Annotated in this window: 16 protein-coding genes and 2 pseudogenes; 13 read left to right on the top strand and 5 right to left on the bottom strand. The window is 51.8% G+C overall.

Annotation, left to right across the window (positions count from 1 at the left end):
* The 8 genes and pseudogenes from FC814_RS23580 to ybdG all read left to right on the top strand — a co-directional run.
* The coding region (locus FC814_RS23580) for an IS1 family transposase (RefSeq protein ID WP_071528444.1) at positions 1 to 60 on the top strand (60 nt) is incomplete at its 5' end.
* A gap of 154 nt (positions 61 to 214) precedes the next feature.
* Positions 215 to 669, top strand: a pseudogene (locus FC814_RS23260) (IS4/IS5 family transposase); the annotation flags it as partial.
* Between the two features lie 34 nt (positions 670 to 703).
* Positions 704 to 965 (top strand): annotated as a pseudogene (locus tag FC814_RS23575) (hypothetical protein).
* A gap of 222 nt (positions 966 to 1187) precedes the next feature.
* Positions 1188 to 2306 carry a YbdK family carboxylate-amine ligase gene (locus tag FC814_RS17305; RefSeq protein WP_137326233.1) on the top strand — a complete coding sequence of 373 codons (1119 nt, stop codon included), beginning with the start codon at positions 1188 to 1190 and terminating at the stop codon, positions 2304 to 2306.
* A 65-nt stretch (positions 2307 to 2371) separates the two neighbouring features.
* Positions 2372 to 2620, top strand: a complete 249-nt coding sequence (locus tag FC814_RS17300; RefSeq protein ID WP_088541952.1) for a DUF1158 domain-containing protein — start codon at positions 2372 to 2374, stop codon at positions 2618 to 2620.
* A gap of 64 nt (positions 2621 to 2684) precedes the next feature.
* Positions 2685 to 3053 carry an MmcQ/YjbR family DNA-binding protein gene (locus FC814_RS17295; RefSeq protein ID WP_000360945.1) on the top strand — a complete coding sequence of 123 codons (369 nt, stop codon included), beginning with the start codon at positions 2685 to 2687 and terminating at the stop codon, positions 3051 to 3053.
* A 92-nt stretch (positions 3054 to 3145) separates the two neighbouring features.
* Complete coding sequence (gene nfsB / locus FC814_RS17290) at positions 3146 to 3799, top strand: oxygen-insensitive NAD(P)H nitroreductase (protein ID WP_000351445.1); 654 nt, start codon at positions 3146 to 3148, stop codon at positions 3797 to 3799.
* A gap of 111 nt (positions 3800 to 3910) precedes the next feature.
* Entirely contained in the window at positions 3911 to 5158 is a 1248-nt protein-coding gene (gene ybdG, locus FC814_RS17285) for a mechanosensitive ion channel YbdG (protein WP_001153137.1), read from the top strand.
* A gap of 67 nt (positions 5159 to 5225) precedes the next feature.
* On the opposite strand, the gene pheP is transcribed toward ybdG, so the two are convergent.
* The 5 genes from pheP to cusC all read right to left on the bottom strand — a co-directional run bounded on the left by pheP (position 5226) and on the right by cusC (position 12972).
* On the bottom strand, positions 5226 to 6602 hold the full coding sequence (gene pheP / locus FC814_RS17280) for a phenylalanine transporter (RefSeq protein ID WP_085460495.1): 1377 nt from the start codon (positions 6600 to 6602) through the stop codon (positions 5226 to 5228).
* A 243-nt stretch (positions 6603 to 6845) separates the two neighbouring features.
* Positions 6846 to 9983 carry a Cu(+)/Ag(+) efflux RND transporter permease subunit CusA gene (cusA, locus tag FC814_RS17275; RefSeq protein WP_085460494.1) on the bottom strand — a complete coding sequence of 1046 codons (3138 nt, stop codon included), beginning with the start codon at positions 9981 to 9983 and terminating at the stop codon, positions 6846 to 6848.
* Positions 9984 to 9994: 11 nt separating this feature from the next.
* Positions 9995 to 11218 (bottom strand): Cu(+)/Ag(+) efflux RND transporter periplasmic adaptor subunit CusB, encoded by a 1224-nt coding sequence (cusB, locus tag FC814_RS17270; protein WP_137326232.1) that lies wholly within the window; start codon positions 11216 to 11218, stop codon positions 9995 to 9997.
* A gap of 15 nt (positions 11219 to 11233) precedes the next feature.
* On the bottom strand, positions 11234 to 11566 hold the full coding sequence (cusF, locus tag FC814_RS17265) for a Cu(+)/Ag(+) efflux RND transporter periplasmic metallochaperone CusF (protein ID WP_000709870.1): 333 nt from the start codon (positions 11564 to 11566) through the stop codon (positions 11234 to 11236).
* A 29-nt stretch (positions 11567 to 11595) separates the two neighbouring features.
* Entirely contained in the window at positions 11596 to 12972 is a 1377-nt protein-coding gene (gene cusC, locus FC814_RS17260) for a Cu(+)/Ag(+) efflux RND transporter outer membrane channel CusC (protein ID WP_137326231.1), read from the bottom strand.
* Positions 12973 to 13128: 156 nt separating this feature from the next.
* On the opposite strand from cusC, the gene cusR reads away from it, so the two are divergent.
* The 5 genes from cusR to FC814_RS17235 all read left to right on the top strand — a co-directional run bounded on the left by cusR (position 13129) and on the right by FC814_RS17235 (position 21481).
* Entirely contained in the window at positions 13129 to 13812 is a 684-nt protein-coding gene (cusR, locus tag FC814_RS17255; RefSeq protein WP_000770960.1) for a copper response regulator transcription factor CusR, read from the top strand.
* Positions 13802 to 15244: a Cu(+)/Ag(+) sensor histidine kinase CusS gene (gene cusS, locus FC814_RS17250; RefSeq protein WP_137326230.1), complete on the top strand. Its 1443-nt coding sequence runs from the start codon at positions 13802 to 13804 to the stop codon at positions 15242 to 15244. Before cusR ends, cusS begins: the two co-directional genes overlap by 11 nt.
* Positions 15245 to 15393: 149 nt before the next feature.
* Complete coding sequence (nrfB, locus tag FC814_RS17245) at positions 15394 to 17631, top strand: cyclic di-3',5'-guanylate-activated glycosyltransferase NrfB (protein ID WP_000383955.1); 2238 nt, start codon at positions 15394 to 15396, stop codon at positions 17629 to 17631.
* Positions 17618 to 20590, top strand: coding sequence for a bacteriophage adsorption protein NfrA (nfrA, locus tag FC814_RS17240; protein WP_137326229.1), 2973 nt, complete (start codon positions 17618 to 17620; stop codon positions 20588 to 20590). The genes nrfB and nfrA overlap by 14 nt, the downstream gene beginning before the upstream one ends.
* Positions 20591 to 21481: a DUF4434 family protein gene (locus tag FC814_RS17235; RefSeq protein WP_137326228.1), complete on the top strand. Its 891-nt coding sequence runs from the start codon at positions 20591 to 20593 to the stop codon at positions 21479 to 21481.
* Positions 21482 to 21549: the final 68 nt, after the last annotated feature.

Raw genomic sequence — 21549 nt, 5'->3', positions numbered from 1 at the left:
TCGGTGGAGCTGCATGACAAAGTCATCGGGCATTATCTGAACATAAAACACTATCAATAAGTTAGAGTCATTACCGGGGATGACGTATGTAGCAATGAAAGATAACAAATGCCGGTAATGGTACGGAGAAATCCTCAGTAATAGGCGGGTAAAAAAGACGGGCATAGAGTTTTGTGGTCGACTGGTTGTGCTAACAATTCAGGAGATCACCTCTATGCCCGTTCGCTCATCATGCCAAAAGTTTTTCCGTGATGATTTGACTCCATTTCATCAGTACCGCCAGAATGCCATCCTTGACGCCACTGCTGCGCTTAGTCGGGACGCATCCCTCATCCTTACCAGCATTGGACGGTATATGCCAGGTAATGCTCAGGTTAAAACAAGATTAAGCTCATCGATCGCCTGCCAGGCAATGACGCTTTACACCGCGATATCCCGGCTATTTTTCATAATATTACCCGGTTTCAGCCCCGAGACCTTACGTTGTGCGTCATTGCCGTTGACTGGAGTGGTTATCCTTCTCAGGCATTCCATGTTCTGCATACTCCCCAAGTTTGCGACGGGCGTTCTATATTACTTCTGGATCAGGTTGTATCGTCATTCTGGCAACAAATTGCTCAGTTCTATAAGAATTTTCTTGATACGCTTGCAATCACTATTGCTCCGAATAAACCGGATAAAAATTACCTTTAAACACAGCACCATGACCGCCACAAGGGCATATTTCGTCAGCATGTTTATATTGCCTCCATGCGAAGAAGGGACTACCATCCAAATTGTTGGGTTTGGAGTGGCAGCCCCAGGGTTGATAGAAATATCTCCTGGGGCTTCATCTTTCCAGACCTCAGAGTAAACCTGAAACCGGAAAGCTTCAGGCACCCGCTGTTATCTTACCCTTCCTTAGCAAAATACCTGTTTATTTATACAGTAAATCCTGTTCCGGACTTCTCACACTACTCATTTGATCAACCGAAGCTGAGCCAGTTTTTTTCTGCACGCCCCAATCGTCAAAATTCTTCGCCGCCAGCCAGCTCTGCCGCTACTTGTCACATTGCAAAAGTAGCCAAATTGCTTCAGTAGCAATCAGTTCACCATCACCAAAAAAAGAAACATTCCAGAACTTCCGCATCTCGCCCTGCCGCTGACACTTCTATACTGGAATGAAAACGCCAACATAAGAGAAACCTATGCCATTACCCGATTTTCATGTCTCTGAACCTTTTACCCTCGGTATTGAACTGGAAATGCAGGTGGTTAATCCTCCGGGATATGACCTTAGCCAGGACTCTTCAACGCTGATTGACGCGGTAAAAAGCAAGATCACTACCGGGGAGGTGAAGCACGATATCACCGAAAGTATGCTGGAACTGGCGACGGATGTTTGCCGTGATATCAACCAGGCTGCCGGGCAATTTTCAGCGATGCAGAAAGTCGTATTGCAGGCAGCCGCAGACCATCATCTGGAAATTTGCGGCGGTGGTACGCACCCGTTTCAGAAATGGCAGCGTCAGGAGGTGTGCGATAACGAACGTTATCAACGGACGCTGGAAAACTTCGGCTATCTCATTCAACAAGCGACTGTTTTTGGTCAGCATGTTCACGTTGGCTGCGCCAGTGGTGATAACGCTATTTATTTGCTGCACGGCTTATCACGCTTTGTACCGCACTTTATCGCCCTTTCTGCCGCATCGCCGTATATGCAGGGAACGGATACACGTTTTGCCTCCTCACGACCGAATATTTTTTCTGCCTTTCCCGATAATGGTCCAATGCCGTGGGTCAGTAACTGGCAACAATTTGAAGCCCTGTTTCGCTGCCTGAGTTACACCACGATGATCGACAGCATTAAAGATCTGCACTGGGATATTCGCCCTAGCCCTCATTTTGGCACGGTGGAGGTTCGGGTGATGGATACCCCGTTAACCCTTAGCCATGCGGTAAATATGGCGGGATTGATTCAGGCCACCGCCCACTGGTTGCTGACGGAACGCCCGTTCAAACATCAGGAGAAAGATTATCTGCTGTATAAATTCAACCGTTTCCAGGCCTGCCGTTATGGTCTGGAAGGCGTCGTTACCGATCCGCACACCGGCGATCGTCGTCCACTGACAGAAGACACCTTGCGATTGTTGGAAAAAATAGCTCCTTCTGCACATAAAATTGGCGCATCCAGTGCAATTGAAGCACTGCACCGCCAGGTTATCAGCGGTCTGAATGAAGCGCAGCTGATGCGAGATTTTGTCGCCGATGGCGGCTCGCTGATTGGGCTGGTGAAAAAGCATTGTGAGATTTGGGCTGGAGACTAAGCGGAGAATTGCGTTACGCAGAAATATCCCCGACAATGGTGTTTTAACTTACATTTAACAATGTTATGAAACACCCCTTAGAAACCTTAACTACCGCAGCAGGCATTTTGCTGATGGCTTTCCTCTCTTGCCTGCTGCTGCCCGCCCCCGCACTGGGGCTGACGCTGGCACAAAAACTGGTGACTATGTTTCATCTGATGGATCTTAGCCAGCTTTACACTTTATTGTTTTGCCTGTGGTTTTTAGTGCTGGGCGCTATTGAGTATTTTATTCTTAGATTTATCTGGCGACGCTGGTTCTCGCTAGCGGATTAAACGTCGATTATCGCCGAACTTCGCGGCATACTTTGCTTATTCTCCTTCGCCTAAAGGAACGTTTATGGATAAGCAATCACTGCACGAAACGGCGAAACGCCTGGCTCTTGAGTTACCCTTTGTCGAGCTTTGCTGGCCTTTTGGCCCGGAGTTCGATGTTTTTAAAATTGGCGGCAAGATTTTTATGCTGTCGTCAGAACTGCGCGGCGTCCCCTTTATCAATCTGAAGTCCGATCCACAAAAATCCCTGTTAAATCAGCAAATATACCCGAGCATTAAGCCTGGGTATCACATGAATAAAAAGCACTGGATTTCGGTGTATCCCGGCGACGAAATCTCTGAATCGTTGCTCAGCGATCTGATTAACGATTCGTGGAACTTAGTGGTTGATGGCCTGGCTAAACGCGATCAAAAAAGAGTACGTCCAGACTAAAGCGGAAATCTATAGCGCATTTTTCTCGCTTACCATTTTACTTCGATCCTTGTAATCTGCTGGCACACAAACATCTTTCACAAGGAGTCTTTATGGATATCATTTCTGTCGCCCTAAAGCGTCATTCCACTAAGGCATTTGATGCCAGCAAAAAACTTACCCCGGAACAAGCCGAGCAGATCAAAACCCTGTTGCAGTACAGCCCATCCAGCACCAACTCCCAGCCATGGCATTTTATTGTGGCCAGCACGGAAGAAGGTAAAGCGCGTGTCGCTAAATCCGCCGCCGACAATTACGTGTTCAACGAACGTAAAATACTTGATGCCTCGCACGTCGTGGTGTTCTGCGCGAAAACCGCAATGGACGATGCCTGGCTGAAGCTGGTTGTTGACCAGGAAGATGCCGATGGTCGCTTTGCCACGCCGGAAGCCAAAGCGGCGAACGATAAAGGCCGTAAGTTCTTCGCCGATATGCACCGTAAAGATCTGCATGATGATGCAGAGTGGATGGCAAAACAGGTTTATCTCAACGTCGGTAACTTCCTGCTGGGCGTTGCGGCACTGGGTCTGGACGCGGTGCCAATCGAAGGTTTTGACGCGGCGATCCTCGATGAAGAATTTGGTTTGAAAGAGAAAGGTTACACCAGTCTGGTGGTCGTACCGGTAGGCCATCACAGCGTGGAAGATTTTAACGCTACCCTGCCAAAATCTCGTCTGCCGCAAAGTATCACCTTAACTGAAGTGTAATTCTCCTTTATAGCCGGGAACTGATCCCGGCTATTTCACATCAGATTTTCCTGATTTGCATAACCCTGTTTCAGCCGTCATCATAGTCCACTGTTGTATACAGGAGACGTTATGCAGGATTTAATATCCCAGGTTGAAGATTTAGCGGGTATTGAGATTGATCACACCACCTCAATGGTGATGATTTTCGGTATTATTTTTCTGACCGCCGTTGTAGTACATATTATTTTGCACTGGGTGGTATTACGTACCTTCGAAAAACGCGCCATTGCCAGTTCACGGCTGTGGCTGCAAATCATTACCCAGAATAAACTATTTCACCGTTTAGCTTTTACCCTGCAGGGGATTATCGTCAATATTCAGGCGGTATTCTGGCTGCAAAAAGGCACCGAAGCGGCTGATATTCTGACCACCTGCGCACAGTTGTGGATCATGATGTATGCGCTGCTTTCAGTCTTCTCGTTGCTGGATGTTATTTTAAATCTGGCGCAGAAATTCCCGGCAGCAAAACAGTTACCGCTGAAAGGGATATTTCAGGGGATAAAGCTGATCGGCGCTATTCTGGTCGGCATTTTGATGATCTCGCTGCTGATTGGTCAGTCACCGACCATTCTGATCAGTGGTCTTGGCGCAATGGCTGCCGTGCTGATGTTGGTATTTAAAGATCCGATTCTTGGTCTGGTGGCAGGTATTCAGCTTTCCGCGAACGATATGCTGAAACTGGGCGACTGGCTGGAAATGCCGAAATACGGCGCGGATGGCGCGGTGATCGATATTGGTTTAACCACCGTCAAAGTACGTAACTGGGACAATACCATTACCACTATTCCCACCTGGTCTCTGGTTTCTGACTCCTTTAAAAACTGGAGCGGAATGTCAGCCTCTGGTGGACGACGCATTAAACGCAGTATCAGTATTGATGTCACCAGCATTCGCTTTCTTGATGAAACCGAAATGCAGCGGCTGAATAAAGCGCATCTGTTAAAGCCTTATTTAACCAGCCGCCATCAGGAAATTAATGAGTGGAACCGCCAGCAAGGGTCTACGGAGTCAGTATTAAACCTGCGCCGAATGACGAATATTGGAACATTTCGTGCCTATCTGAACGAATATCTACGTAACCATCCACGTATTCGTAAAGATATGACCTTAATGGTACGCCAGCTTGCACCGGGCGATAATGGTTTACCGCTTGAGATATATGCGTTTACCAATACCGTAGTGTGGCTGGAATATGAAAGCATTCAGGCTGATATTTTCGACCATATATTTGCCATTGTCGAAGAGTTTGGTCTGCGACTTCATCAGTCGCCAACCGGCAATGATATTCGCTCTCTGGCGGGTGCATTTAAGCAGTAATTAAAAAAACCGCTCTCATCGAATGGATGAGAGCGGACATCGTTTTGTCGGATGTAGCGTGAATGCCTTATTTCCGACGCAGCGTTTTAAACGCCACAAACAGGAACACAATCCACACCGGCAGTAGGATCGCTGACAAGCGCATATCATCTATTGTGCACATCAGCAGCAAAATCATGCCGAGAAAGGCAATGCAAAGATAGTTGCCAAACGGATACATCAGAGCTTTGAAGCGGGTTTCACGCCCCTGACGTCGCATCGCCGCACGAAAACGCAGGTGCGCCAGGCAGATCATAATCCAGTTCAACAGCAGCGTTGCTACCACCAGCGCCATCAGCAGACCAAACGCTTTTTGCGGCAGCAGATAGTTGATTAACACCACCAGCGAAGTGATCGCTCCGGAAAGCATCAGCGAGTTAATCGGAACACCGCGACGGCTTACGCGAGTCAAAAACTTCGGCGCATTCCCCTGGACGGAAAGGCCAAACAGCATCCGGCTGTTGGAGTAAACTCCGCTGTTATACACTGACAGCGACGCCACCAGAATGACGAAGTTCAGCGCAGAAGCTACCACGTTGCTGTCGAGATTATGGAAAATCATCACAAACGGGCTACTGTTGGATTTCACTTCCACCCACGGGTAGAGCGCCAGTAAAACCACCAGTGAACCGATATAAAACAGCAGGATGCGATACACGACCTGATTCACTGCTTTAGGGATGCTTTTTTCTGGATCGCGCGCTTCAGCGGCAGTAATCCCAATCAGCTCCAGACCGCCGAAGGAGAACATAATCACCGCCAGCGACAAAATCAGCCCATTCCAGCCGGTGGCAAAGAAACCACCGTAGCGCCAGAGGTTATCGATACTAGCTTTCTCGCCGCCGTGACCAGAAAACAGTAACCACAGGCCAAAGCCGATCATGCCAATGATTGCCAGCACTTTAATCAGCGCGAACCAGAACTCGGTTTCACCATACAAGCGCACGTTCACCAGGTTAACGGCGTTGATGATAATAAAGAAGGCGGCAGCCCAAATCCACGTTGGAACATCCGGGAACCAGTACTGCATATAGATGCCCGCAGCGGTCAGCTCTGCCATTCCCACCAACACGAACATTACCCAGTAGTTCCAGCCAGAGAGGAAGCCCGCAAACGGTCCCCAGTATTTATAGGCAAAGTGGGCAAATGAACCGGATACCGGCTCCTCAACCACCATTTCGCCAAGCTGGCGCATAATCAGGAAAGCGATGATCCCGGCAACGCCGTAGCCCAGCAATACAGCCGGCCCCGCCATCTGAATCGCCGGACCAATGCCAAGAAACAGACCTGTACCAATGGCGCCACCCAGCGCAATTAGCTGAATATGACGGTTATGTAATCCCCGATGAAGCGTCGGTTCTTGATTCGACGCAGTATCTTCCGATACGGTTGACGCGTTTTTCACGCCTTTCCCCTGTGTGTCTTTTTTATTGAGGGGCTCCTTTTAACATTTAGTGCTGGTCGTCGCAAGACACAATCCACACAGTTAAACCGGGTATCCCTTTCTTATGCAAATTGCCGACAAAAAGTACCTTGTTATTGCCAATTAGGGTGTTAACGCCTTATTTGGCCTACAGAAATGTGCAAATTCAATAAATTATAATTCACGCTGTAGGCCTGATAAGCGTAACGCATCAGGCAATTTTGCCTAAATCCGATGCCGGTGCAGCCACATCAGCTTATACGCCGCCGGGATAATAAACAGCGACAGCAAAGGTGCAGTAATCATGCCGCCAATCATCGGCGCGGCGATGCGACTCATCACCTCTGAACCCGCCCCCGTTCCCCACAGAATGGGCAGCAAACCGGCGATAATCACCGCCACCGTCATCGCTTTCGGGCGCACGCGCAGTACCGCGCCGTGATACAACGCCTCATCCAGTTTCTGCTCGCTAAAGGTCTGCGGGTTATCCAGCGACGGCTCTGCCTCTATGGCGTGACGTAAATACATCAGCATCACCACGCCAAACTCGGCAGCGACTCCGGCGAGAGCGATAAAACCGGTGCCCGTCGCGACGGAAAGATGAAAGCCCATCCACCACAGGAACCAGATGCCGCCCACCAGCGCAAACGGTACGCTGCTGATAATCAGTAACGCTTCCCCCACGCGACGGAACGCCAGATATAACAGCACGAAGATGATCATCAGCGTCATCGGCACCATGAGTTTCAGCTTATGGTTGGCGCGCTCCAGTAACTCGAACTGACCGGAAAACGCCACGCTGGTGCCCGGTTTCAACTGCACTTTCTCGGCAATCGCTTTTTGCAGATCGTGAACCACCGACACCATGTCACGATCGCGGGCGTCGATATAAATCCAGCTCGTCGGGCGCGCATTCTCGGTTTTCAGCATCGACGGTCCGGTGGAGACGTTAACGTCGGCCACGTCCGCCAGGGTGATTTGCTGCTTCATCGGCGTCAGGATCGGTAACTGTCGCAGCGCCTGCGGGCTATCGCGCCAGCTTTGCGGATAACGCAGATTAATCGGATAACGGGCAATTCCTTCCACCGTTTCGCCAACCATCGCCCCGCCCACCGCAGAGGTGACAAACAACTGCACATCCGCCACCGTCATACCGTAACGCGCGGCTTTTTCACGGTTAATCTCAACGTTAATATAGCGCCCACCTTCCAGACGCTCGGCAAGGGCCGAAACCACGCCTGGCACCGTTCGCGCCACGTCTTCAATTTGCTCCGCCATCGCGTCGATATCCGCCAGCACAGTGCCGGAAACTTTAATGCCGATGGGGCTTTTAATGCCGGTCGAGAGCATGTCGATGCGGTTACGGATTGGCGGCACCCACAGATTCGCCAGCCCCGGCAGCCGCACGGTGTTATCCAGCTCTTCGATGATTTTGTCCATCGTCATGCCTGGTCGCCACTGATCCTGCGGCTTAAGCTGAATGGTCGTTTCTACCATCTCCAGCGGAGCGGAGTCGGTGGCAGTTTCCGCTTTCCCTGTTTTGCCAAACACTCGCGCCACTTCAGGTACGCTCATAATCAGCTTGTCGGTTTTTTGCAACATACTCGCTGCTTCCGACGCGGAAATCCCCGGCAGCGTCGATGGCATATATAACAAGTCGCCTTCATTGATCTGCGGTAAAAATTCCCCGCCAACTTTATTCAGCGGCCAGATAACCGTCAGCACCGAAAGCGCCGCCACCAGCAGCGTGGTTTTCGGCCAGTGCAGTACTTTCAGCAACAGCGGATGGTAAATACGAATCAAAAAACGGTTGAGCGGGTTACTGCTTTCTGGCGGAATTTTGCCACGTATCCAGTAGCCCATCAGGATCGGGATCACCACGATCGCCAGCAGCGCCGCACCCGCCATGGCATAGGTTTTGGTGAACGCCAGTGGGCCAAACAGACGCCCTTCCTGCCCTTCCAGGGTGAAGATCGGGATAAACGACAACGTGATAATCAGCAGACTGATAAACAGTGCCGGCCCCACTTCAACAGATGCATCGGTGATAATCTGCCAGCGCGTTTTATTATCCAGCGTGGCGTCAGGATGCTGGTGCTGCCACTCTTCCAGCCGTTTATGCGCATTCTCGATCATGACGATAGCGGCATCGACCATCGCCCCGACGGCAATCGCAATGCCGCCCAGCGACATAATATTGGCGTTCAGTCCCTGAAAGTGCATGACAATAAAAGCAATACACAACCCCAGCGGCAACGAAATAATCGCCACCAGCGCCGAGCGCACATGCCAGAGAAACAGCGCGCAGACTATCGCCACCACAATAAACTCTTCCAGCAACTTGCCGCTGAGGTTGTCGATGGCGCGATCAATGAGCTGGCTGCGATCGTATGTTGTAACTATCTCCACGCCTTCCGGCAGACTGCTTTTTAGCGTTTCCAGCTTGTCCTTCACGGCGGCGATCACTTCACGGGCGTTTTTGCCGGAGCGCAGGATCACCACTCCGCCCGCCACTTCGCCTTCGCCGTTCAGTTCCGCAATGCCCCGGCGCATTTCCGGCCCTACCTGGACTTTCGCAACATCACGCAGATAAACGGGCACGCCATTTTCACTGGCTTTTAAAACGATGTGATTAAAGTCGTCGAGCGTTTGCAGATAGCCGCTGGCGCGCACCATATATTCCGCTTCCGCCAGTTCAATCGACGAACCACCCGCTTCCTGGTTTGAGGCATCCAGCGCGCTTTTTACTTCGGCGAGACTGATGCCATACTGCGCCAGGCGCTGAGGATCGATGACCACCTGGTACTCTTTCACCACTCCGCCCACCGACGCTACTTCCGCAACGTCTGGGATGGTTTTTAGCTCATATTTGAGAAACCAGTCCTGCAATGAGCGTAAATCAGCCAGATCGTGCTTACCGCTGCGATCCACCAGCGCGTATTCATAGATCCAGCCAACACCCGTAGCGTCTGGCCCCAGCTCGGCGCTGACTCCTGCAGGCAGCTTACCCTGCACCTGGTTGAGATACTCCAGCACCCGCGAGCGCGCCCAGTACGGATCGGTGCCATCTTCGAAAATGACATACACATAAGAATCACCAAACTGCGAGAAACCGCGCACGGTCTTCGCGCCCGGCACCGACAACATGGTGGTAGTTAGTGGATAAGTCACCTGATTTTCAACGATTTGCGGAGCCTGACCGGGATAGCTGGTTTTAATAATCACCTGCACATCAGAGAGATCCGGCAGTGCATCCACTGGCGTGTTAATGATGGTCCAGGTGCCCCAGATGCTCAGAAACAACGCGCCCATCAGCACCAGAAAACGGTTCGCCACCGAGCGGCGAATAATCCATTCAATCATTGGCTATTCCCTCAATGCGCGTGGGTAGCACTTTCAGAGCGCATCCGCTCCAGCGCGCCAGAAATATTGGCTTCAGAATCAATCAGGAACAGGCCACTGGAAACCACCTTTTCCCCTTCCACCAGACCAGAGCGTAGCGCGGTGACGCCTTGCGATGCCTGGAAAACGGCAACGCGTTTCGGTACAAAGCGCCCGTCGGCATCAACGGTAATCACCCGCTGTTCGCTGCCGGTATCAATCAGCGCCTGTGACGGAATGAGCAGCATCGGTTCGCTGGCGGTGTTGAGTTGCAACCAGGCGTTCATTCCCGGTTTTAGTGCCTCGTCGGCGTTATCGACTTCCAGACGCAGTTGCAAAGTGCGGGTCGCGGCATCCACGCCCGGTAGTAGCGTCCATTTGCGGATGGTGAGCGTTTTATCGGGTCGCGCCGGAACGGTGAGTGTAAACTGCGAGGCATCTTTCACCAGCCAGGCGATGGACTCCGGGATCGCAGCAGTGACCCACACCGGATCCATACCCTGAATTTTCGCTACCACGTTATCTTTGGCGATATTCATTCCCGCGCGCAGATCAAACGCGGTGATCACGCCATCAATGGGCGCTTTGAGCGTAAAGCGAGTCTGGATTTTTTGCGTGGCGATCAGGCGGCGAATATCAGCCTCCGGCATTCCCGCCAGTCTCAGCCGCTCAAGAATGCCTTCAGTCTGGGTCGCCGTACCGCCGGTTTCGCGCAGCAGTAAATACTCACTCTGCGCTTCCACCCAGTCGGGAATGGTCAGGTCGAGAAGCGGCGCGCCCTTTTGCACTTTATCGCCCACGGTAAGCGGATAAACTTTGTCGATAAACCCGGCGGCGCGAGCCTGTACAATGGCAAACTGATACTCGTTGTAACTGACATTCGCCGGGAAACTCTGGGCAAACGTCAGCGACCCGCGCGTGACGGTAGCCGTTTTCACCCCAAGGTTCTGCGTCTGAGTCGGGTCAATGCGCACACCAGACGCAGAACTCTCTTCATCGGCATATTTCGGCACCAGATCCATATCCATAAACGGCGATTTACCCGGTTTATCGAACCGCGTATTGGGATACATCGGGTCGTACCAGAATAAGATTTTACGTTCTGCGGTTGGCGTTTTTTCCACTGGCGGTTCCGCCTTTGCAAACCAGGTAAAACCCGCCGCAGAAATAATGCCGCCCGCGATCATGCTGCCGATAATAAGCGCGATTTTTTTCATTGAATTAAACCTGGGTTACTGGCTGACTTTAATATCCTGTAATAAAGAGAGATTGCCCTGCTGAACAAAATTAAACGCCACTTTGTCGCCGGTTTTAATTTCGCTCATTTTCGTCTGCGGGGTGATGGTAAAACGCATGGTCATCTCCGGCCAGTTGACTGCGGCAATCGGATCGTGATGGATGGTGATTTTTTTGCTTTCCAGATCAATGCCTTTTACCACGCCGGTGGCACTAATGACCTGTGGTTGTGCTTCGCTCATGGTTTCATGATGATGTTCGTTAGCCTGGGCATTAAAGCCAATAACGGTAAACAGACTGAACATTGCGACTTGCAGTGCTTTTTTCATTTATTCTCTCCTGGAGTTAAAAATTACTGCTACCAACCGCCACCAAGTGCGGTATATAAAGAAATTTCGTTAACCTGACGGGCATAATTCAGGTCGAGTAAAGCTTGTCGGGTTGCAAATAAAGAACGTTCGGCATCCAGCACTTCCAGATAACTTACTGCGCCGTGCTGATATAATGCCCGCGCCCGTTGCAGGGTAATTTGTAGCGACGCCAGATAACGCTGCTGGGCGCTAATTTGATCATTCAGGCTTTGACGTAATGCCAGTGCATCTGCCACTTCTTTAAAGGCGTTCTGGATTTTCTGTTCATAATTCACTACCGACTGCTGCTGGCGAATTTCGGCGATATCCAGATTGGCCTGGTTGCGCCCGGCATTAAAAATGGGGATCTCAATTTTGGGAATAAAATTCCACATCCCGCTGCTGGCGTTAAATAATGACGACAGTTCGCTACTAGCGGTCGATATTCCGCTGGTCAGGCTTATAGACGGGAAAAATGCCGCGCGTGCGGCCCCAATATTGGCATTAGCCGCCATTAACGCGTGTTCAGCTTCCATAATATCCGGGCGCTGCAATAAGATTTGCGACGACAAGCCCGCCGGTAATTTAACGCTTTGCAGGCTGTCGCTGTTTACTGTCTGCGCTTGCGGCAGCTTGCCGTAGCTTCCTAATAACAGTTGCAATGCATTATTCGCCTGCGCCAGTTCCCCCTGACGTTTAGCGATGTCACTGCGGGTACTTTCAATCACCCCGCGAGCCTGTTCCAGCGCCAGAACATTGCTGCTACCTGTCAACAGTTGTTTTTCGACAAACGCATATGACTGCTGATAATTACGCAGCGTTTCTTCGGCTATTTGCAATTGCGCATACGCCAGCTGCTGATTGAAATAGCTTTGCGCGACATTAGAAACCAGCAGAATATGCACCGCGCGCTGAGCTTCCTCAGAGGCTAAATAATTTTGTCGCTCGGCTTCGCTCATGTTCTTTAAGCGACCGAAAAAATCGAGGTCAAAGCTGGCGTTAAGGCCAGTCGAGAACTCCCGTATCGTAGCCGAATCGCCCTGAAGATTGCCGCTCCAGCTACCGCTGCCCTCGCCATTGAGCTGTGGGTAGCGATCGGCATCGGTCAGACGATATTGCGCACGCGCTTCCTGCACTTTCAGCGTCGCCATGCGCAAATCCCGGTTATTCACCAGCGCCTCGCTAATCAGCGTCTTCACCTGATTATCAACAAAAAAGGTGCGCCAGCCCGCGTTCTGATAGTTATCTGCTGCGTTAACCAGCCCGTTCTGGCTGAGTGAGAACTGCTGCGGCACGGGCATTGCCGGACGCTGATAATCCGGTGCCAGCGAACAACCGGTTAGCACAAGACCCACACAAAATGTCAGAAGTTTACAAGGAGACATAGGCACATAATTTTTAGTGATTTTATGCCGCCAACTTTACCCTCCAGGCTCTGATTTTCCGGTGACAGGAAAATGACAAAATTGTCATTTTGCCAATAAGCGATTGCCATCTGATCCCGCTCCTCTAGAATTGCCCGGGCAACATGCGGAGGAAATATGAAACTGTTGATTGTCGAAGATGAAAAGAAAACTGGCGAATACCTAACCAAAGGGTTAACCGAAGCCGGTTTTGTGGTCGATTTAGCCGACAACGGGCTGAATGGCTACCATCTGGCGATGACCGGTGATTATAACCTGATAATCCTCGATATTATGCTGCCGGACGTGAACGGCTGGGATATCGTGCGCATGTTGCGTTCTGCCAATAAAGGGATGCCGATTCTGTTGCTCAGCGCGCTGGGTACGATTGAACATCGCGTCAAGGGACTGGAGCTGGGAGCGGATGACTACCTGGTGAAGCCGTTCGCTTTTGCTGAACTGCTGGCGCGGGTGCGCACTCTACTGCGGCGCGGGGCGGCGGTGATTATCGAAAGTCAGTTTCAGGTTGCCGATTTGATGGTCGATCTCGTCAGCCGCAAAGTCACCCGCAGCGGCACGCGCATCACTTTGACCAGTAAAGAATTTACTCTGCTGGAGTTTTTCCTCCGCCATCAGGGCGAAGTGCTGCCCCGCTCGCTTATCGCCTCGCAGGTATGGGACATGAATTTTGACAGCGATACCAACGCCATTGATGTGGCGGTGAAGCGGCTGCGCGGCAAAATCGACAACGACTTTGAACCAAAGCTGATTCAGACCGTGCGCGGCGTGGGTTACATGCTCGAGGTGCCGGATGGCCAGTAAGCCGTTTCAGCGCCCGTTTTCGCTGGCAACCCGCCTGACCTTTTTTATCAGCCTTGCCACCATCGCGGCATTTTTCGCCTTCGCATGGATCATGATCCACTCGGTAAAGGTGCATTTTGCCGAGCAGGATATTAATGATTTAAAAGAGATTAGCACCACGCTAAAGCGCGTTCTTAATCATCCCGAAGAGACACAAGCCCGACGCTTAATGACGCTGGAAGACATTGTCAGTGGTTATTCCAACGTGTTGATTTCCCTGGCAGATAGCCACGGAAAAACGGTGTATCACTCCCCCGACGCGCCGGATATCCGCGAGTTTGCGCGCGACGCCATACCCGATAAAGACGCCCGGAACGGCGAGGTGTTTCTCCTTTCCGGCCCGACGATGATGATGCCGGGCCACGGTCATGGGCATATGGAACACAGCAACTGGCGGATGATTAGCTTGCCGGTTGGCCCGCTGGTGGACGGCAAACCTGCTTATACGCTCTATATCGCGCTATCGATCGATTTTCATCTTCATTACATAAATGATTTGATGAATAAACTTATTATGACCGCATCGATCATCAGCATCCTGATCGTCTTTATCGTGCTGTTGGCAGTACATAAAGGCCATTCGCCAATTCGCAGCGTCAGTCGTCAGATCCAGAACATTACTTCAAAAGATCTCGATGTTCGCCTTGACCCGCAGACCGTGCCGATTGAGCTGGAACAGTTGGTACTGTCGTTCAACCATATGATCGAGCGTATTGAGGATGTCTTTACCCGCCAGTCCAATTTCTCAGCGGATATCGCCCACGAAATTCGCACGCCGATTACTAATCTCATTACGCAAACGGAAATCGCCCTCAGCCAGTCGCGCAGCCAGAAGGAACTGGAAGATGTGCTCTACTCTGATCTCGAAGAGCTGACGCGAATGGCGAAAATGGTCAGCGATATGCTGTTTCTCGCCCAGGCCGATAACAACCAGTTAATCCCCGAAAAGAAAATGCTCAACCTGGCAGATGAAGTCGGCAAAGTGTTCGATTTTTTCGAGGCGTTAGCGGAAGATCGCGGCGTGGAGTTGCGGTTTGTTGGCGACGAATGTCAGGTTGCGGGCGATCCGCTGATGCTGCGTCGGGCGTTAAGCAACCTGCTTTCTAATGCCCTGCGTTATACGCCACCCGGAGAGGCAATTGTAGTGCGCTGCCAGACGGTCGATCACCAGGTGCAAGTTACCGTCGAAAACCCCGGTACGCCCATTGCGCCCGAGCACTTACCGCGATTGTTTGACCGTTTCTATCGCGTTGACCCCTCCCGTCAGCGAAAAGGCGAAGGTAGCGGCATTGGTCTGGCGATAGTGAAATCGATAGTTGTCGCGCATAAAGGCACGGTTGCAGTAACGTCAGATGCGCGGGGGACAAGGTTTATTATCACATTACCCGCTTAATTATTCAGCAAACGGCAACTTTTATAACCAGTGTAAAAATAACGTGCCGCAATAGTCATACCTATTAATGGTAAAAAGCTGTCACAATTCATAAAAAACCTTAATATACGCCACCCTAAACATAACCAGCGTTAATGTAAGGTTTTTGTGTGGACTGGCTTCTTGATGTTTTTGCTACCTGGCTCTACGGCTTAAAAGTAATCGCGATAACGTTAGCGGTCATCATGTTCATCAGCGGGCTGGACGATTTTTTTATTGATGTCGTCTACTGGGTACGCCGCATTAAACGCAAGTTGAGTGTTTATCGCCGCTACCCGCGAATGAGTTACCGCGAACTGTATAAACCAGATGAAAAACCGTTAGCGATTATGGTTCCGGCGTGGAATGAAACGGGCGTCATCGGCAATATGGCCGAGCTGGCGGCGACCACGCTCGATTACGAAAACTATCATATCTTTGTTGGCACCTACCCCAACGACCCCGATACTCAGCGTGATGTTGACGAAGTGTGCGCTCGCTTTCCGAATGTACACAAGGTGGTCTGCGCGCGTCCTGGCCCCACCAGTAAAGCCGACTGCCTGAACAACGTGCTGGACGCCATCACCCAGTTTGAACGTAGCGCCAATTTCGCCTTTGCTGGTTTTATTTTGCATGATGCTGAAGACGTGATTTCGCCAATGGAATTGCGTCTGTTCAACTATCTGGTTGAGCGTAAAGATCTGATTCAGATCCCGGTGTATCCGTTTGAACGCGAGTGGACACACTTCACCAGCATGACCTATATCGATGAATTTTCAGAACTGCATGGCAAAGATGTTCCGGTGCGTGAAGCTCTCGCCGGACAGGTGCCTAGCGCAGGCGTCGGCACCTGCTTCAGCCGCCGCGCCGTGACCGCGCTGTTAGCCGACGGTGACGGTATCGCTTTCGACGTGCAGAGTCTTACCGAAGATTACGATATTGGTTTCCGCCTGAAAGAAAAAGGTATGACGGAAATTTTTGTCCGTTTTCCGGTGGTGGACGAAGCCAAAGAACGCGAGCAGCGTAAATTTTTACAGCACGCGCGGACGTCAAACATGATCTGCGTGCGCGAATATTTCCCCGACACCTTTTCGACTGCGGTTCGACAAAAATCTCGCTGGATCATCGGCATTGTTTTCCAGGGCTTTAAAACCCACAAATGGACCTCCAGCCTGACGCTGAACTACTTTCTCTGGCGCGACCGCAAAGGGGCAATCAGTAACTTTGTCAGCTTCCTCGCGATGCTGGTGATGCTCCAGCTTTTGCTGTTGATGGCGTATGAAAGTTTGTGCTCCGATGCCTGGCATTTTCTTTCTATTTTCAGCGGCAGCGCATGGTTAATGACCCTGCTGTGGCTAAACTTTGGCTTGATGATCAACCGCATTGTGCAACGGGTGATTTTTGTCACCGGCTACTACGGCCTGACGCAAGGTTTACTCTCCGTCCTGCGGCTATTCTGGGGCAACCTGATTAACTTTATGGCCAACTGGCGCGCGTTGAAACAGGTACTTCAGCACGGCGACCCGCGTCGCGTGGCATGGGATAAAACGACGCATGATTTCCCCAGCGTGACTGGCGATACCCGTTCGTTGCGCCCGTTAGGTCAAATCCTGCTGGAAAATCAGGTCATCACTGAAGAACAACTTGATACAGCACTGCGTAATCGCGTCGAAGGTCTACGCCTCGGCGGTTCAATGCTGATGCAGGGGCTGATTAGCGCCGAACAGCTTGCACAGGCACTGGCGGAGCAAAACGGCGTGGCATGGGAATCGATCGATGCCTGGCAGATCCCTTCCTCTCTGATTGCCGAAATGCCAGCCTCCGTGGCGCTACATTATGCGGTACTGCCGCTGCGTCTGGAAAACGATGAGTTAATTGTCGGCAGCGAAGATGGTATCGATCCGGTTTCACTGGCGGCTCTGACACGTAAGGTCGGACGCAAGGTGCGTTACGTCATTGTTCTGCGCGGGCAAATCGTCACCGGTTTACGTCACTGGTATGCGCGTCGTCGCGGTTATGACCCACGAGCAATGTTGCACAATGCGGTTCAGCAGCAATGGCTCACTGAACAGCAGGCCAGCGACATCTGGCAGCAATATGTACCGCATCAGTTCCTGTTCGCCGAAATACTGACCACGCTCGGCCATATTAATCGTTCTGCAATTAACGTGTTGTTATTGCGCCATGAACGCAGCTCACTGCCGCTCGGTAAATTTTTGGTCACCGAAGGCGTTATCAGCCAGGAAACGTTGGATCGCGTCCTGACAATTCAACGCGAATTACAAGTTTCGATGCAATCACTATTACTCAAAGCAGGTTTAAACACAGAACAGGTTGCGCAACTGGAGTCCGAAAATGAAGGAGAATAACCTTAATCGCGTCATCGGATGGTCTGGTTTACTGCTGACGTCTTTATTGAGTACCAGCGCACTCGCAGACAATATCGGCACCAGCGCAGAAGAGCTGGGGCTTAGCGACTATCGCCATTTTGTTATTTATCCCCGTCTCGATAAGGCGCTAAAGGCACAGAAAAATAACGACGAAGCAACCGCCATCCGCGAATTTGAATATATTCATCAGCAGGTGCCGGATAATATTCCGTTGACGTTATATCTGGCGGAAGCCTATCGCCATTTTGGTCATGATGATCGCGCGCGGCTGTTGCTTGAAGATCAACTGAAACGTCATCCTGGTGATGCCCGCCTTGAACGCAATCTTGCGGCTATTCCAGTAGAAGTCAAAACCGTTAATACCGTTGAAGAACTGCTGGCTCAGCAAAAAGCGTGCGATGCTGCGCCGACCCTGCGTTGCCGCAGTGAAGTCGGGCAGAATGCCCTGCGACTGGCACAGTTGCCTGTCGCCAGAGCGCAACTGAACGATGCGAAGTTTGCCGCATCGCCGGAAGGAAAAACGTTGCGTACCGATCTGCTGCAACGCGCAATCTACCTCAAGCAGTGGCCGCTGGCAGAAGCGTTATTCAGTGAATCACGGCAACAAAATACATTAAACGCAGCTGAGCGCCGTCAGTGGTTTGATGTTCTGCTTGCCGGGCAGCTGGACGATCGGATACTGGCGCTGCAATCACAGGGGATCTTCACCGATCCACAGTCATATATTACTTACGCGACCGCGCTGGCTTATCGTGGCGAGAAAGCACGCCTCCAGCATTATCTCATTGAAAATAAGCCGCTGTTTACCACGGACGCACAAGAGAAAAGTTGGCTCTATCTGTTATCTAAATACAGCGCCAACCCCGTTCAGGCGTTGGCGAATTATACGGTGCAGTTTGCCGATAACCGCCAGTATGTTGTTGGCGCAACGCTACCGGTGCTTTTAAAAGAAGGTCAGTACGACGCAGCGCAAAAACTGCTCGCCACCCTCCCCGCCAATGAAATGCTTGAGGAGCGTTATGCCGTTAGCGTAGCGACCCGTAACAAGGCTGAAGCTCTGCGTCTGGCACGATTGCTGTATCAGCAAGAACCGGCAAATCTTACCCGTCTGGATCAACTGACCTGGCAACTGATGCAGAACGAGCAGTCACGCGAAGCTGCCGATTTATTGCTGCACCGCTATCCTTTCCAGGGCGATGCGCGTGTCAGCCAGACTCTAATGGCGCGACTGGCGTCTCTGCTGGAAAGTCATCCTTACCTGGCGACGCCTGCGAAAGTGGCGATTTTATCGAAACCCTTGCCGCTGGCGGAGCAACGTCAGTGGCAAAGTCAGTTGCCGGGTATTGCAGATAATTGCCCGGCGATAGTCCGCCTGCTGGGCGATATGTCGCCTTCCTACGATGCTGCGGCCTGGAACCGTCTGGCGAAGTGTTATCGGGACACGCTACCCGGTGTGGCGTTGTATGCATGGCTTCAGGCCGAACAACGACAACCGAACGCGTGGCAACATCGCGCGGTGGCTTATCAGGCATATCAGGTTGAGGACTACGCCACCGCACTGGCGGCCTGGCAGAAAATCAGCCTTCACGACATGAGCAATGAAGATCTACTTGCTGCCGCCAATACCGCTCAGGCAGCAGGAAATGGCGCGGCTCGCGATCGCTGGCTTCAGCAGGCAGAACAACGCGGGCTGGGAAACAATGCTCTGTACTGGTGGCTACATGCACAACGTTATATTCCTGGTCAGCCGGAACTCGCACTGAACGATCTCACGCGCTCAATTAACATTACACCTTCTGCTAACGCTTACGTTGCGCGGGCGACGATTTATCGCCAACGTCATGATGTCTCTGCGGCGGTGAGCGATTTGCGCGCCGCTCTGGAACTGGAACCCAATAACAGCAATACCCAGGCGGCGCTCGGTTACGCCTTGTGGGATAGCGGTGATATCGCGCAATCGCGGGAAATGCTGGAACAGGCACATAAAGGATTGCCGGACGATCCGGCACTGATCCGACAACTGGCCTACGTGAACCAGCGTCTGGATGATATGCCTGCAACACAACAGTACGCCCGGCGGGTAATTGATGATATTGATAACCAGGCGCTGATAACCCCACTTACGCCAGAGCAAAATCAGCAACGCTTCAATTTCCGCCGTCTGCATGAAGATGTCGGTCGCCGCTGGACGTTCAGTTTCGATTCTTCCATCGGCTTGCGTTCCGGGGCGATGAGTACCGCTAACAACAATGTTGGCGGCGCTGCGCCAGGGAAAAGCTATCGTAGCTACGCGCAACTGGAAGCCGAGTACCGCATCGGGCGCAATATGCTGCTGGAAGGCGACCTGCTTTCGGTTTACAGCCGTGTATTTGCCGACACCGGAGAAAACGGTGTAGCAATGCCGGTGAAAAATCCGATGTCCGGCACCGGCCTGCGCTGGAAGCCCCTGCGCGACCAAATCTTTTTCCTCGTCGTTGAACAGCAGTTGCCGCTGAACGGGCAAAATGGCGCCTCCGATACCATGCTGCGCGCCAGTGCCTCGTTCTTTAACGGCGGCAAATACAGCGACGAGTGGCACCCGAACGGTTCAGGCTGGTTTGCCCAAAACCTGTATCTCGATGCGGCGCAATATGTCCGCCAGGATATTCAGGCGTGGACGGCAGATTATCGCGTGAGCTGGCATCAGAAGGTGGCGAACGGACAAACCATTGAGCCTTACGCTCACGTTCAGGACAACGGCTATCGTGATAAAGGCACTCAGGGCGCGCAGCTTGGCGGTGTTGGCGTGCGCTGGAATATCTGGACCGGCGAGACGCACTATGATGCCTGGCCGCACAAAGTCAGTCTCGGCGTCGAATATCAGCATACCTTTAAGGCGATTAATCAACGTAGCGGGGAGCGCAACAACGCGTTTCTCACCATTGGAGTGCACTGGTAAATGCGTAAGTTAATTTTCGTAATGCTGACACTGCTGCTGGTCAGCCCTTTTTCCTTTGCGATGAAAGGTATCATCTGGCAACCGCAAAATCGTGACAGTCAGGTCACCGACGCCCAGTGGCAGGGACTGATGAGTCAGTTGCATTTGCAAGGATTCGACACCCTGATTCTGCAATGGACCCGTTACGGCGATGCGTTCACCCAGCCAGAACAGCGTGCATTATTGTTCAGACGAGCAGCGGCAGCGCAGCACGCTGGCCTGAAGCTGATTGTTGGCCTGAATGCCGATCCGGAATTTTTTATGCATCAGAAGCAGTCATCTGCGGCGCTGGAGAGCTATCTTAATCGCCTGCTGGCGGCCGATCTCCAGCAAGCCAGATTATGGAGCGCCGCACCGGGCGTAACGTTGGATGGCTGGTACATCAGTGCGGAAATTGACGACCTGAACTGGCGCAGCGAAGCCGCCCGTCAGCCATTACTGAAATGGTTAAACAATGCGCAGCGACTGATTAGTGATGTTTCGGCAAAACCGGTTTATATCAGTAGTTTCTTCGCCGGAAATATGTCGCCCGATGGCTATCGGCAACTGCTGGAACAAGTTAAAGCAACCGGCGTTAATGTCTGGGTACAGGATGGCAGCGGCGTGGATAAACTCACCGCCGGGCAGCGCGAACGTTATCTGCAAGCCAGTACAGATTGCCAGGCTTCCTCACCCGCCAGCGGCATTGTTTATGAACTGTTTGTCGCGGGCAAAGGTAAAACGTTTGAAGCTAAACCAAAACCGGATGCGGAGATCGCCTCGCTATTAGCAAAACGTTCCGCCTGCGGCAAAGACATGCTCTATTTCTCCCTGCGCTATTTGCCCGTCGCGCGTGGCATCCTCGAGTATTAATTGTTTAAGGGAGCAACTTTGCTTGCTCCCTTCCTTTTCACTTTCCTAATCAGAATCCTGTCTGTATT

Origin of the sequence: Escherichia sp. MR, from assembly GCF_005280595.1 — a bacterium.
GTDB lineage: Bacteria > Pseudomonadota > Gammaproteobacteria > Enterobacterales > Enterobacteriaceae > Escherichia > Escherichia ruysiae.
Note: the sequence above shows the minus strand (reverse complement) of the source record. Positions and strands in the feature narration are given on the sequence as shown.

Coding starts and splice junctions, on each gene's coding strand:
- ybdG (WP_001153137.1), top strand. CDS start 3,911: ATGCAGGATTTAATATCCCAGGTTGAAGATTTAGCGGGTATTGAGATT.
- cusR (WP_000770960.1), top strand. CDS start 13,129: ATGAAACTGTTGATTGTCGAAGATGAAAAGAAAACTGGCGAATACCTA.
- nfsB (WP_000351445.1), top strand. CDS start 3,146: ATGGATATCATTTCTGTCGCCCTAAAGCGTCATTCCACTAAGGCATTT.
- FC814_RS17305 (WP_137326233.1), top strand. CDS start 1,188: ATGCCATTACCCGATTTTCATGTCTCTGAACCTTTTACCCTCGGTATT.
- cusA (WP_085460494.1), bottom strand. CDS start 9,983: ATGATTGAATGGATTATTCGCCGCTCGGTGGCGAACCGTTTTCTGGTG.
- cusF (WP_000709870.1), bottom strand. CDS start 11,566: ATGAAAAAAGCACTGCAAGTCGCAATGTTCAGTCTGTTTACCGTTATT.
- cusC (WP_137326231.1), bottom strand. CDS start 12,972: ATGTCTCCTTGTAAACTTCTGACATTTTGTGTGGGTCTTGTGCTAACC.
- cusS (WP_137326230.1), top strand. CDS start 13,802: ATGGCCAGTAAGCCGTTTCAGCGCCCGTTTTCGCTGGCAACCCGCCTG.
- FC814_RS17295 (WP_000360945.1), top strand. CDS start 2,685: ATGGATAAGCAATCACTGCACGAAACGGCGAAACGCCTGGCTCTTGAG.
- FC814_RS17300 (WP_088541952.1), top strand. CDS start 2,372: ATGAAACACCCCTTAGAAACCTTAACTACCGCAGCAGGCATTTTGCTG.
- cusB (WP_137326232.1), bottom strand. CDS start 11,218: ATGAAAAAAATCGCGCTTATTATCGGCAGCATGATCGCGGGCGGCATT.
- nfrA (WP_137326229.1), top strand. CDS start 17,618: ATGAAGGAGAATAACCTTAATCGCGTCATCGGATGGTCTGGTTTACTG.
- FC814_RS17235 (WP_137326228.1), top strand. CDS start 20,591: ATGCGTAAGTTAATTTTCGTAATGCTGACACTGCTGCTGGTCAGCCCT.